At 64.7% G+C, this 13,553-nt stretch carries 10 protein-coding genes; 5 read left to right on the forward strand and 5 right to left on the reverse strand.

The annotated features are described in order from the left end of the window. Positions 1-159 precede the first annotated feature (159 nt). The gene (locus B384_RS0101835; protein WP_019481439.1) at positions 160-648 is read right to left on the reverse strand and encodes a PaaI family thioesterase; all 489 of its coding nucleotides are present in this window, start codon (positions 646-648) and stop codon (positions 160-162) included. Positions 649-790: 142 nt separating this feature from the next. Here B384_RS0101835 and polA point away from each other — a divergent pair, with 142 nt between their 5' ends. The 3 genes from polA to rpsA all read left to right on the forward strand — a co-directional run bounded on the left by polA (position 791) and on the right by rpsA (position 6,601). Beyond that, positions 791-3,424, forward strand: a complete 2,634-nt coding sequence (gene polA, locus B384_RS0101840) for a DNA polymerase I (protein WP_026040889.1) — start codon at positions 791-793, stop codon at positions 3,422-3,424. A 124-nt stretch (positions 3,425-3,548) separates the two neighbouring features. Then, complete coding sequence (locus B384_RS0101845) at positions 3,549-4,874, forward strand: GNAT family N-acetyltransferase (RefSeq protein ID WP_019481441.1); 1,326 nt, start codon at positions 3,549-3,551, stop codon at positions 4,872-4,874. Positions 4,875-5,101: 227 nt separating this feature from the next. After that, complete coding sequence (gene rpsA, locus B384_RS0101850; protein ID WP_019481442.1) at positions 5,102-6,601, forward strand: 30S ribosomal protein S1; 1,500 nt, start codon at positions 5,102-5,104, stop codon at positions 6,599-6,601. Positions 6,602-6,722: 121 nt separating this feature from the next. On the opposite strand, the gene B384_RS17420 is transcribed toward rpsA, so the two are convergent. The 4 genes from B384_RS17420 to B384_RS0101870 form a co-directional block, all read right to left on the reverse strand. After that, on the reverse strand, positions 6,723-7,457 hold the full coding sequence (locus B384_RS17420) for a hypothetical protein (RefSeq protein WP_019481443.1): 735 nt from the start codon (positions 7,455-7,457) through the stop codon (positions 6,723-6,725). A 3-nt stretch (positions 7,458-7,460) separates the two neighbouring features. Beyond that, complete coding sequence (locus B384_RS17425; RefSeq protein WP_019481444.1) at positions 7,461-8,045, reverse strand: YwiC-like family protein; 585 nt, start codon at positions 8,043-8,045, stop codon at positions 7,461-7,463. Positions 8,046-8,169: 124 nt separating this feature from the next. Next, entirely contained in the window at positions 8,170-9,297 is a 1,128-nt protein-coding gene (locus tag B384_RS0101865) for a class I SAM-dependent methyltransferase (protein ID WP_019481445.1), read from the reverse strand. Then, positions 9,290-9,961 (reverse strand): IMPACT family protein, encoded by a 672-nt coding sequence (locus tag B384_RS0101870; RefSeq protein WP_019481446.1) that lies wholly within the window; start codon positions 9,959-9,961, stop codon positions 9,290-9,292. Before B384_RS0101870 ends, B384_RS0101865 begins: the two co-directional genes overlap by 8 nt. A gap of 211 nt (positions 9,962-10,172) precedes the next feature. On the opposite strand from B384_RS0101870, the gene coaE reads away from it, so the two are divergent. Next, entirely contained in the window at positions 10,173-11,390 is a 1,218-nt protein-coding gene (gene coaE, locus B384_RS0101875; protein WP_019481447.1) for a dephospho-CoA kinase, read from the forward strand. Positions 11,391-11,441: 51 nt separating this feature from the next. Further along, a complete protein-coding gene (gene uvrB, locus B384_RS0101880; protein WP_026040891.1) occupies positions 11,442-13,532 on the forward strand; it encodes an excinuclease ABC subunit UvrB in 2,091 nt (696 codons plus the stop codon). Positions 13,533-13,553: the final 21 nt, after the last annotated feature.

Consider the following 13,553-nt stretch of genomic DNA (forward strand, 5'->3'; position numbering starts at 1 on the left):
TTTCGCGCAGAAACGGGGGCTTTTTGGTGCAGAGACGGGGGCCCTTTCGCGCAGAAGCGGCCCTCCGGGTCAGGACCGCCGATTGCAACCGGCGGTCCTTTCCCTCGGGGCCGTTTCAGGGGCCGGTTGGGCGGTCTACGGCCGGGGTCAACGGATTCGTCAGCGGAGGTCGCGGATGATGTTGGTGATCCGGGCGGTGGAGAGCCGGCGGCCGTCGTCGTCGGTCATCACCACTTCGTGGGTGGTCAGCGTGCGGCCCAGATGGACGGCTGTCGCGGTGCCGGTAACCAGGCCCGACGACGCCGACCGGTGATGGGTTGCACTGATCTCAATCCCCATCGCCTGGCGGTCCCGGCCAGCGTGCAGGCCTGCGGCGAAGGAGCCCAGCGTCTCGGCCAGGACCAGATGCGCGCCCCCGTGGAGGATTCCGGCAACCTGTTCGTTCCCTTCGACCGGCATGGTGGCAACCAGCCGGCCAGCGGTCATCTCGGTGAACACAATTCCCATTTTCGCGGCGAGGCGACCGATGCCGTGGCCGCTGAGCCAGTCGTGCATCTCTTCAGGCACACCGGCGGCGGCCAGCTCGGCAGCGAACGGGTTGGCGGGCGGTTCCTGTCCGGACGACTCCGGAGTGTAATTGTCGGTCATGGGAACTAGGCTGGCACCTGTGAGTCAAACAACCAAACCCGATGTTCCCGTAGCCGCCACGACTCTGACGGACGCTCCGCCGACGGCCACCGGGCCGGCCGACGGATCCCGTAAACGCCTCCTCGTCATTGATGGCCACTCGATGGCCTACCGGGCGTTCTACGCCCTGCCGGCCGAGAACTTCTCCACCGACACGGGGCAGCACACCAATGCCGTCTACGGGTTCACGGCGATGCTGATCAACCTGATCAGGGACCAGAAGCCCACCCATGTGGCGGTGGCACTGGACCTGAGCACCCCAACGTTCAGAACCGAGGAGTACACCGAGTACAAGGCGGGCCGCGCGAAGACGCCGACGGAATTCCATGGCCAGGTGGACCTCATCATCAAGGTGATGCAGGCGATGCACATCCCCACCCTGTCGATGGAGGGGTACGAGGCCGACGACATCATCGCGACCCTCTCGGTCCGGGCCGCCGCCGAAGGCTGGGATGTTCAGGTGGTCAGCGGTGACCGCGATGCCTTCCAGCTGGTCAACGACCGCGTCACCGTGCTGTATCCGAAGCAGGGTGTCACCAACATTCCGCAAATGGATGCGCAGGCGGTGGAGGAGAAGTACCTCGTCCCGCCGGACAAGTATTCCGACCTGGCCGCGTTGGTCGGGGAAACCGCCGACAACCTGCCGGGAGTCCCAGGAGTGGGCCCCAAGACGGCTGCCAAGTGGATCAAGCTGTACGGCGGACTGGACGGCATCCTCGAGAACCTCGACGCCATCAAGGGGAAGGTGGGGGACTCGCTCCGGGAGCACATCGAGCTGGTGAAGCGTAACCGCCGCCTGAACCAGTTGCACCTTGACCTGGACCTGCCGGTTGAGCTGGACACGATGGTGTCCAGGACTCCCGACCGCCCGGCCGTCGAGGAGCTGTTCGACTCCCTCCAGTTCAACGTCCTCCGCAAACGCCTCTTCGACCTGTTCGGGGAAGAAGACGCCGCCGAGTCCCACGACGAAATGACCCCGCCGGAGCACGTGGTCCTGACCAGCGCGGCCGACCTGACCGAATGGTTCAAAGCGACCAACCAGGCCATCGCAGCCGTCCAGCTGGTGACCCAGTCAACGACCGGGAACGACGACGTCGTCGGGCTGGCGATTGTCACCTCGACCGCCGCGGCGTACCTGGATCTGGAGACGCTCGACGCTGAGGCTGAGCAGGTGCTTGCCGGCTGGCTGGGTGACCTCAGTGCACCCAAGGTGGCCCATGACTTCAAAGCCGCCTACAAACTACTCGCCGCGCGCGGGCTGAAACTTGCCGGGGTGGTGGATGACACGGCCATCTCCGGGTACCTGATCCAGCCGGACCGTCGGGCCTACGATCTGGCGGACCTGAGCCAGTCGCACCTGAAAATGTCGATCGCGCCCGCTGCAGGGACCACCGGGGGGCAGCTCGCGCTCCAGCTGGAAGACGAGGATGTCGCGTCCCCCGCCGTCGCCCGCGCCTTCGCCGCCCTGCAGCTCAGCGAGTACTTCGCCGGCCAACTGGTGGAGCGGGGCGCCAACCAGTTGCTCGGCGGGCTCGAACTGCCCCTGGCCGAGGTGCTGGCGGAAATGGAGCTCACCGGCGTATCCGTGGCGATGGACCGGCTGGACCAGTTGTTTGATGACTTTTCGGCGACCATGAGCACCACGAGCGCCGAGGCGTTCAGGATCATCGGCAAGGAAATCAACCTGGGGTCGCCCAAGCAGCTGCAGGCGGTCCTGTTCGACGAGCTTGAACTGCCCAAAACCAAGAAGATCAAGACCGGCTACTCAACCGACGCTGATGCGCTGACTGACCTGATTGTGAAGACCGGGCATCCGTTCCTTGAACAGCTCCTGGCTCACCGGGACGCCTCCAAACTCCGTCAGACGGTCGAGGGGCTGCGGAAGTCAGTGGCCGACGACGGCCGGATCCACACCACGTACGTCCAGACCATCGCGGCCACGGGACGGCTCTCCTCGACCAACCCGAACCTGCAGAACATCCCGGTGCGCTCCGACGAAGGCCGGCGGATCCGCGAGGTGTTCGTCGTCGGTGACGGCTTTGACTGCCTGATGACCGCCGACTACTCGCAGATTGAAATGCGCATCATGGCGCACCTGTCCGGGGATGAGGGCCTCATCCAGGCGTTCCGCGATGGGGAGGACCTGCACCGGTTTGTCGGTGCCCACATTTTCGGCGTCGCACCCGCCGAGGTCACCAGCGCGATGCGGTCCAAGGTGAAAGCGATGTCCTACGGCCTGGTCTACGGTCTGAGCTCGTTTGGACTCTCCAAGCAGCTCGCCATTTCGGTGGACGAGGCCCGCACCCTGATGGGCGACTACTTCGACCGGTTCGGCGCCGTCCGCGACTACCTGCGCGGTGTCGTGGAGCAGGCACGGGTCGACGGGTTCACGTCCACCATCGAGGGCCGCCGCCGGTACCTGCCAGATCTTTCCAGCGACAACCGGCAGTTGCGGGAAATGGCTGAACGGGCGGCGTTGAACGCGCCCATCCAGGGCTCGGCTGCCGACATCATCAAGAAGGCGATGCTCGGCGTCGACGCCGAACTGCGGCGGCAGGGTCTCTCATCCCGCATGCTGCTCCAGGTACACGATGAGCTGGTGCTCGAGATTGCGCCCGGTGAGCGGGACACCATGGAGCTGTTGGTGCGGGAGCAGATGGGGGCCGCGGCTGACCTCACGGTTCCGTTGGACGTCTCGGTGGGTGTGGGAGCGAGCTGGCATGAGGCCGCGCACTAGACCAGACCCGCTCGGGGCACCGGGCATACGCACTGGTGCCGGGCGCTACGTACTGGCGCCGGGAGTTCACTGCCGCCGGCAGCTCACTGGTGCCGGGCGCTCCGCCACACTAGGCTGATGGATCGTGACCGCTACCCAAGACTCCGCCGCCCCATCCGCACTGCGCATCGACACCTTCACGGTGACAGCTGAGACAGATTCCTCATCCGACGGTGCCCTGGCCCACTGGTTCGAAGCGGTCCGGTTCGGCTTCCACGAAGCCCGCACCGAGCCGGAGGATCTAGCCACCTATGCCGCGGCGTTCACCTCCGACAGCCGGACCCTGTGGGGTGCCTACGACGACGCTGCCAGTGCACACGCGTGGGATGCCAGCATTCCGGTGGCCACCTACGCCACCATGGTCAACTCCCTCAACGTCGGCAACGGCCAGTTGCTTGACGCGCACCAGATCACTGCCGTCACCGTGCGCCCCACCCACCGCCGTCGTGGGCTGCTGCGCACCATGATGACCAGTGATCTGCAGTCCGCCGCGTCCAAAGGTCTCGCCATCGCAGCGCTGACCGCATCGGAGGCGACGATCTACGGCAGGTTCGGTTTCGGTGCTGCAACGTTCACCCGCAACATCGAGGTGGATGTGAAGGAGCGGTTCGCGTTGCGCACGCCGGCGTTCGGTGTCACCGAGATCGTGGCACCGGCCTCCGCGGCAGCACTGTCCGAACAGATTTTCGCCCGGTTCCATCACGCCACCACCGGTTCGGTGGGACGCCAGTTCGCCTACCCGCAGCGTGCCTCCGGCCGCTGGGGCGAGGAACGGCCCGTCGAGGACAAGGGTGTGCGCGTCGCGGTGCATTACGACGACGACGGCCGGCCCGACGGGTTCGTGTCCTACAAATTCTCCGGCTGGGGGACCACCCCGTACACGATGAAGATTGTTGATCTGGTCGCCGTCTCCGACGCCGCCTACCTCGAGCTGTGGCGTTACCTTGGCGCAATCGACCTCGTCCAGCGCATCACCTTCGATCTGGCACCCGTGAACGACCCCCTGCCGTGGGCCCTGCAGGATCGTCGCTGCTACAAACTCATTGGCGACGAGGATGTCCTGTGGCTGCGCATCCTCGACCCCATTGCTGCCCTCGAAGCACGGGGTTACCAGGGTGCGGGAACGGTCAGCCTGGAAATCGTGGATCCTCTCGGCTATGCCGCGGGCCGGTTCCGGTTGACGGTCGAGAACGGCTCCGGGTCGGTGGCACGACTCGACGACGACGCCGACACGCAGCTCCGCGTCGATGTCACGGCGCTCGGGTCGATGTATCTGGGCGGCGTTCCAGCCCGGACTCTGGCCGCTGCCGGGCACCTCACCGAACAGGGGCCCACAGGACAGGGGAGCCTCGCCGTCGTCGACCGGATCTTCCAGACCCCGACCGATCCGTACTGCATTACCCACTTCTGACCCGGCACCCGGCGTCGCCCGCCGCTTTGACCTGTGTTGGCCCAAACGGCTAGACTAGACGGGCGTGTAATGCGCACTGCGAAACGGGTTGCCAAGCAACATCAGGTAAGTCGTTTTCTCTCCAAAAGTCCACTTCCGGACGAGCTCCATCTGAATCAGCAGAGTTTCCTGTTGCCCAGGCGTCGCTCTCCGGATCAACTAATCATCCACAACGGAGTCCCAACTACATGACCATCACCACCACCGAGAAGCCAGGTGCACCGCAGGTCGCGATCAACGACATCGGCACCGCTGAGGACTTCCTCGCAGCCATTGACGCCACCATCAAGTACTTCAACGACGGAGACCTCGTTGAAGGAACGGTAGTCAAGGTTGACCGCGACGAAGTTCTGCTCGACATCGGTTACAAGACCGAGGGTGTTATCCCTTCCCGTGAGCTGTCCATTAAGCACGACGTTGATCCCGGAGACGTTGTCTCCGTTGGCGATCAGGTCGAAGCACTGGTGCTCACCAAAGAGGACAAAGAAGGCCGACTGATCCTGTCCAAGAAGCGCGCTCAGTACGAGCGTGCCTGGGGCGATATCGAGAAGGTCAAGGAAGAAGACGGCGTCGTCACCGGTACGGTCATCGAAGTTGTCAAGGGTGGACTCATCCTCGACATCGGCCTCCGCGGCTTCCTGCCCGCGTCCTTGGTTGAGATGCGTCGTGTACGCGATCTTGCTCCCTACATCGGTCAGAAGATCGAAGCGAAAATCATCGAGCTGGACAAGAACCGCAACAACGTGGTCCTGTCCCGCCGTGCCTGGCTTGAGCAGACCCAGTCCGAGGTGCGTTCCACGTTCCTCAACAAGCTGGAAAAGGGCCAGGTTCGTCCGGGCGTTGTATCCTCGATCGTCAACTTCGGTGCCTTCGTGGACCTGGGCGGCGTCGACGGACTCGTTCACGTTTCCGAGCTGTCCTGGAAGCACATCGATCACCCGTCCGAGGTTGTCGAAGTTGGCCAGGAAGTCACCGTCGAGGTTCTCGAGGTGGACCTGGACCGCGAGCGTGTCTCACTGTCGCTCAAGGCCACCCAGGAAGATCCATGGCAGACCTTCGCCCGCACCCACGCCCTCGGGCAGGTTGTTCCGGGTAAGGTCACCAAGCTTGTTCCCTTCGGTGCGTTCGTTCGCGTCGAAGACGGCATCGAAGGCCTGGTCCACATCTCCGAGCTGGCTGTCCGCCACGTGGAGCTGGCAGAGCAGGTTGTCTCGGTTGGCGACGAACTGTTCGTCAAGGTCATCGACATCGACCTCGAACGTCGTCGGATCTCGCTCTCCCTCAAGCAGGCTAACGAGGGCGTCGACGCCGACAGCACCGAGTTCGATCCGGCTCTGTACGGTATGGCTGCCGAGTACGACGAAGAAGGCAACTACAAGTACCCAGAGGGCTTCGACCCAGAGTCCAACGAATGGCTCGAGGGTTACGACTCTCAGCGCGCGACCTGGGAAGCTCAGTACGCTGAAGCCCAGTCACGCTGGGAAGCTCACAAGAAGCAGGTTGTGCAGCACGCATCTGACGATGCAGCTGCTGCCAACGAGCCAGTCGAGTCAAGCTCCACGAGCTACTCCTCTGAGCCAGCCGCCACTGAGAGCACGAACGCCAGCAGCAACAGCAACGTCGGCACGGGTACGCTCGCGTCAGACGAGGCACTTGCCGCACTGCGCGAAAAGCTGACCGGCAACTAAGGTCCAGCGCTAGCACCTGAAAAGGTCCCCACCGTAATGGTGGGGACCTTTTTTGCGCCCAATTCCGTTCAGTCTCGCGTTTTGCCTGCCGTGTTCGGGCGCACGCACCAGAGGGGGCTGCTCAGCGTGAGTCTGAACCCGGGAGCGCGTGGCCCGGTGCAACCCTGGCTTCGGCATAGGACGGTTCCCGGAGCGCCCGGGTCCAGGCATAGGTTTCGGATCCGGGCAGCGGGCGCCGGACCGGGTCAAAACGCAAACCCGTCGGATCACCGCCCCGTGCCACCAGCACCGGCTCAAGCTCTTCCAGGGTCAGCACCAGAGTGCCGAACCGGGTCCAATCACCCAGGGGACGGCTGAAGCACAGGGCCAGTTCCAGGGGACGCTTCGCCAAGCCCATACGGAGCCCGGCAGGCGTGGCTGGCATCCGGCCACTCGGGTCAAGAGGAAAAGCCGCCAGCAGAACGGCTGACTTCCCGCCCTTGTACGGCATCATTGACGTGAATTTGGCGGCCTGGACATTCCGCTGCGGGAGCAGGACGAACCGGGCGGGAAATGACGCACCGGTGGATGCGAGCAGCACATCAAAGTGGTCAGACCCGTGGGGGACCCGCAAGGCCAGGCCAAGAATGTCAGGGCTCCAGCGCGGTAGCCCCACCGAGCGGGACAGCCGCGCCTGGATCGGGTCCTGGCCGGTGCCATCGATCCAGGATATGCCGCTGGAAACAGGTGGCCCGGTCCGGGTGAGTGTCCCGGTGAGCCAAACGCCGTCGGGGTGAATAGGACGCTGCGGCCTGACGGCTTTCATCGTAGCGAACAGGCTGGCGAACCCCTTGCCGAGTGCGGTCGTGACGCGCATCGGTCAGTGCCTCACTGCTCGGTCGGAGTCCGCGGTGCGGTCCGGGGCGGAGTGGCGGGTCGTGCTGTGTCGAATCGCATACAGCACCAGGCCAATAGCCACCAGGATTCCCGCGCGTAACCAGATGTCGGCGCTCTGCTGCGTCATGAGCAGGACACAGGACGCGATCGCCAGATAGGGAAAGATCACCGGAATCTGGAAGTGCTGGTGGTCCACTCGGTCCTTGCGAAGCACCAGCACGGCGATGTTGGTGCTGAGGAACACGAACAGCAGCAGCACCACGACCGTCTCCGCCAGCGATGCCAGATCACCGGTGCTGCTGAGGATCATCGCGGCAACGGTGGTCGCAATGATGGCGACCCACGGTGTGTGCCGGTTGGGGAGTACCCGGCCCAGCACCGATGGCAGCAGGCCTTGTTCGGCCATCCCATAGGTCAGCCGGCTTGCCATGATCATGGTGAGCAGCGACCCGTTGGCGACGGCGATGAGGGCCACCAGTCCGAAGATCCACTCGGGGATCCCGAACCCGGTGGCGTTGACGACGTCGACCAGTGGCGACGTCGAACCTGCCAGGTCGGCTGCGGGCACAGCTGCGGAGGCTGCTTTAGCTTGGACGGGGCTGACTGCTGAGCTGTGGACATTCCCGAAGTATATTCCAGAAAGTAAGTTCACTGATCATTGCGTGACGGGGCCGATTTCCGGACCGGACGCCTCAGCGCCGGGTGGACACTGTGACGGTGAATTTTGGGTTCCTGGCGGCCTGCCGGGTGGGGCCAACCATGGAGGCGAGCGGGGTCCGATACTGGAGGTGGCTGTTCCAGACCGTCCAGAGTTCACCTCCCGGTTTGAGCACCCGGCCAGCATCGGCGAAAAGCTTCAGGGCAATCCCGGAGTGAACGGTGCCCTCCATGTGAAAGGGCGGGTTCAGCACAATGAGCTCGGCTGATGAGTCGGGCATCGAGGACAGGGCATCATCCCGCACGACCGTGATCCGGTCGCCGACACCATTGGCATCGGCGGTCGCGCGGGAGGACGCAACAGCTGACGCCGACCGGTCCGTTGCAACAACCTCCATCGCAGGCCGCGTGAGGGCGAGATAGGCGGCAATCGTGCCATTACCCGACCCCAGATCGATTGCCTGCCCCGCAGCTCGGGCCGCGGAGAGGGCCGGGAGCAGGTACCGGGTCCCCGCATCCAGTTTGGCGCCACCAAAGGTGCTGCCGAAAGCTTTGAGGATCAGCGGTGCGGGCAGGCCGACGTCGTGCTTCACCTCCACCGGAAACCCGCTGGCGGAGGTGGCCACGGGCGCCGACGCCGTCAGGATCCGGGACTTCTGGCGTGCCAGTCCGGCAGCCACAGTGGTGAAGTGGCGGGCCAGAATGCCGTTCATCGCGGTGGTCATGTGTTTGACCCGGCCGCCGGCGAACACAGTGACGTCCGGGCTCGCGTAGCGGGCGATCGTCCACGCGATCTCATCCAGCGCGGCCAGCGACCTGGGCAGCTGCAGCAGGACCGTGCGGGCGCCAGCCAGCAGGTCCTCGTTGAGCGGATAGTGGGAGAAGGCCGCGGCCAGGCCAGCGGTGTGCGCGTTGGCTGTCAACGCGAGCTCACCGGAGAGCGGGTCCTGGTGGGTGCGAATCGAGTGTGCCCCATGCAGCGCGGCGGCGCCGAGAGTGAGCGCACCGTAGTGGTCCCCGATGACGACGACGCCGTCCCGGTCGGCGTTGATCGCCGTGCCGGCGGTGTCGAGGAGGAGCCGATCGGTGGCGTCGAACGCAAAGAGGTTCGGGGCCTCGACGTCGGGAGCCCGTCGAAGGTTGTCAAAGGAAAAGTCAGTCACAGTCCACCCATTTCAGGTCGAGTAGTTGGGCGCCGGACTGGCCGGCGGTCAGTGAGGCGAGGCGGGCGCGAAACTCGTCGATCGATGCGTTCCCGGCCGGTATGGCCACCCGGATGGTGGCCCGTTCCGCCGGATAGTCGGTTCCCAGGACGTCGACGCCTGCGTTGCGGAGCTCGTTTTCGACCCGCCCCGCGTCGGTGTGAGCCACCGGGACCGCCAGGAGCTGCAACAGTCGTCGTCGGACACGTGGCGCCGAGTCCAGCGCCTGGGAGGCAGCGTCGGAATAGGCGCGAACCAGTCCGCCAGCACCAAGCAACACTCCACCGAAATAGCGGACCACCACCACCGCGACGTCGCTCAGGTCAGCCTCGCCATCGGCATTGTCGCGTTTGAGGATGGCGTCCAGCATGGGGGCACCGGCGGTACCCGACGGCTCGCCGTCGTCGTTGGCGCGCTGGACCGACCGATCAGGACCCAGCACGACGGCGCTGCAATGGTGGCGCGCGTCGTGGAACTCCCGGCGCAGCTCGGTGAGGAGCAACCGTGCCTCGTCCTCGCTGGCAATCCGCCGGACGACAGTGATGAAGCGTGACCGACGCACATCGGTCTCGTGGCGGTGCTCGCCCCGGACCGTTGTGTAGCCGATTATTCCACTGTCATTCACCGGCCCCAGTCTAGTGGGCGGGAGGTTGCGCCAGCGCAAATGTCCCAGTGACGAGCAGGCTCGGGGAGCAGGGACGGTCCTGCTCACCGGGCCTGCCAGCGGGGGAGCACCCGTACCCCGCCTGCCGAGGATTGCCGAGGATCGCCGAGGACTGCCGTGGAGCCAGGCATCTGGAGGGCGGCGGGCACATCCCACGTATTAGGGTGGGGACATGCTCAGAATTGGCCTCACCGGCGGGATCGCAGCAGGGAAATCACTTGTCGCCTCAAGGCTGGCAGAGCTCGGCGCGGTGCTGGTCGACGCCGATGTGCTGGCCCGCGCGGCCGTGGAACCAGGATCGGCCGGGCTGGCAGCCGTGGCCGCCGAATTCGGTGAGAAGGTGCTGCTTCCGGACGGTAGCCTGGATCGGCCGGCGCTGGCGGCAGCCATTTTCGGTGACCCGTCCCGCCGGATGACGTTGAATTCGATCATCCACCCGTTGGTGCGGGAACGCGCCCGTGAGCTGACGGCGGCTGCGCCCCCGGACGCCGTCGTCGTGCAGGATATTCCCTTGTTGGTGGAGACCGGCCAGCAGCACCAGTTCCATTTGGTGGTGGTGGTCGACGCTCCCGACAGCGTCCGGATCGAGCGGCTGACCCGCCTCCGGGGAATGAGCGACGACGACGCGCGGGCCCGGATTGGTGCGCAAGCCACGCGTGCCGAGCGGAAGGCAGCCGCCGACGTCGTCCTCGTCAACGACAGCACCCCACAGGATCTGCTGGCCGCCGTCGACCGCCTCTGGGACGAACGACTGGTGCCCTTCAACCACAACCTGTTGCGCGGCGTTCGGGCCGCACGCAGTGGTGGCCCGCAACTGGTGCCTTCCCGCGACGACTGGCCGGAACAGGCCGGACGGATCATGGGCAGGGTGCGTCTGGTTGATCCCCTGGTGCTGGCGGTCGACCATATCGGGTCGACCGCTGTGCCCGGGTTGGCCGCCAAGGATGTCCTCGACCTGCAGGTCACCGTCGCGACCCTTGAAGACGCCGACGCGATTGCCGGAAAGCTGGTCGCAGCAGGGTTTCCGCTGCTCGAAGGCATCACACGGGATGAACCCAAACAGGACGTTCCCGACCCCTCCCGATGGGGGAAGCGTCTGCACGCCAACGCCGACCCTGGTCGCGCGGTTAACCTTCATGTTCGGGTTGAGGGTTCGCCTGGATGGCGGTATGCCCTGTCGTTCAGGGACTGGCTGCGCTCCGACCCGGGCGCCGCGGCCCAGTACCAGGCGGAGAAGGAGCGGTGTGCGGCCCAGCACACCCGGGATGCGACTACCGAGGGCTACGCGGAGTGCAAGGAGAAATGGTTCACCACCGTCGCAGATCCGCTGCTGAAACGCTGGATTGCCGACACTGGCTGGACTGCTCAGCCCTCTTCTGCCGTCGGCTAAGTTGCCCCATTCAGGACGCTGATTGTCCGGGGGAGGGTCTAACGTATTTATATGAGCCTTGCGCAGGAAATTAAACGGGTGGTAGCCCCTTTCGAAGTGATCAGCGAATTCAAGCCTGCCGGTGACCAGCCTGCCGCGATTGCCGAACTCAGTGAACGCGTCAAGGCGGGCGAGAAGGACGTGGTGCTGCTGGGCGCCACCGGTACCGGCAAGAGCGCGACGACTGCGTGGCTGATCGAACAGGTCCAGCGGCCCACGCTCGTGATGGTGCAGAACAAGACCCTCGCGGCGCAGCTGGCGAACGAGTTCCGCGAACTGCTGCCCAACAACGCGGTCGAATACTTCGTCTCGTATTACGATTACTACCAGCCGGAAGCCTACGTTCCCCAGACGGACACCTTCATCGAGAAGGACTCCTCGGTCAACGAGGAAGTGGAACGGCTCCGGCATTCCGCCACCAACGCCCTGCTGACCCGCCGGGACGTGATCGTGGTGGCCACCGTGTCCTGCATCTATGGTCTGGGCACCCCCGAAGAATATGTTGCCGGGATGGTCACACTGGAAACCGGCCAGCAGATGAACCGCGACGATTTGCTGCGGAAGTTCGTGTCAATGCAGTACACCCGCAACGACATCGACTTCCACCGGGGCACCTTCAGGGTGCGTGGCGACACCGTCGAAATCATCCCCATGTATGAGGAACTGGCGCTTCGCATTGAGTTCTTCGGCGACGAGGTCGAGAAGATCTACACCCTGCACCCGCTGACCGGTGAAATCGTCAGGGAAGAGACCGAAATGTATGTGTTCCCGGCGTCGCACTATGTCGCGGGCCCCGAGCGCATGAACCGGGCGGTCAAGCAGATCGAGGATGAGCTCCAGGTCCGCCTGGACGAGCTGGAGTCGCAGAACAAACTGGTCGAAGCCCAGCGGTTGCGGATGCGGACCACCTATGACCTCGAAATGATGCAGCAGATGGGGTTCTGCAACGGGATCGAGAACTACTCCCGACACATCGACGGCCGCGGTCCGGGCTCGGCGTCGCACTGCCTGCTCGACTACTTCCCCGACGACTTCCTGCTGGTAGTCGACGAGTCGCACGTGACCATTCCGCAGATCGGTGCCATGTATGAAGGTGACATGTCCCGGAAGCGCACCCTCGTGGACCATGGGTTCCGGCTCCCCTCCGCGATGGACAACCGGCCGCTCAAGTGGGACGAGTTCCTGGACCGGATCGGGCAGACCGTCTACCTCTCGGCAACCCCCGGGAAGTATGAGCTGGGCAAGTCGGATGGGTACGTGCAGCAGATCATCCGGCCGACCGGTCTGATCGACCCGGAGGTGGTGGTCAAGCCCAGCAAGGGCCAGATCGATGACCTGCTGGGGGAGATCCGCACCCGGGTGGAACTGAACGAGCGGGTGCTCGTCACCACCCTGACCAAGCGGATGGCCGAAGATTTGACCGGGTACCTGCTGGAACATGGGGTGAAGGTTGAATACCTGCACTCAGACGTGGATACCCTGCGCCGGGTGGAGCTGTTGCGTGAGTTGAGGCTCGGGACTTTCGACGTCCTGGTGGGCATCAACCTGCTCCGTGAAGGCCTTGACCTTCCTGAAGTGTCGCTGGTCAGCATCCTCGACGCCGACAAGGAAGGGTTCCTGCGCAGCGCCACCTCCCTGATCCAGACCATCGGGCGTGCGGCCCGTAACGTCTCGGGTGAGGTGCACATGTACGCGGACCGGATCACCGATTCGATGGCCAAAGCCATCGACGAAACCAACCGACGTCGTGAGATCCAGGTGGCATACAACCTCAAGCACGGGGTTGATCCGCAGCCCCTGCGGAAGCGGATTGCTGACATCACCGATTCCATCGCCCAGGAGGACGCCGATACCCGGGCGCTCCTGGCGGAGTCGGGCAAGAAGCGCAAGGGCGGCAAGACGGCCAAGGGCGGCGCCCCTGTCCGGCATGACGGCCTTGCCGCAGTGCCGGCCGAGGACCTCACCGACCTGATCGGTCAGCTCACCGACCAGATGCACTCGGCGGCGGCTGACCTGCACTTCGAGCTCGCCGCGAGGCTACGCGACGAGGTCGGGGACCTGAAGAAAGAGCTGCGGCAGATGCAGACGGCGGGGCACGCCTAGCCCCAGCTCGTCGCTGGCGGG

It is taken from the genome of Arthrobacter sp. TB 23 (assembly GCF_000294595.1).
Taxonomy (GTDB): Bacteria; Actinomycetota; Actinomycetes; order Actinomycetales; family Micrococcaceae; genus Arthrobacter_D.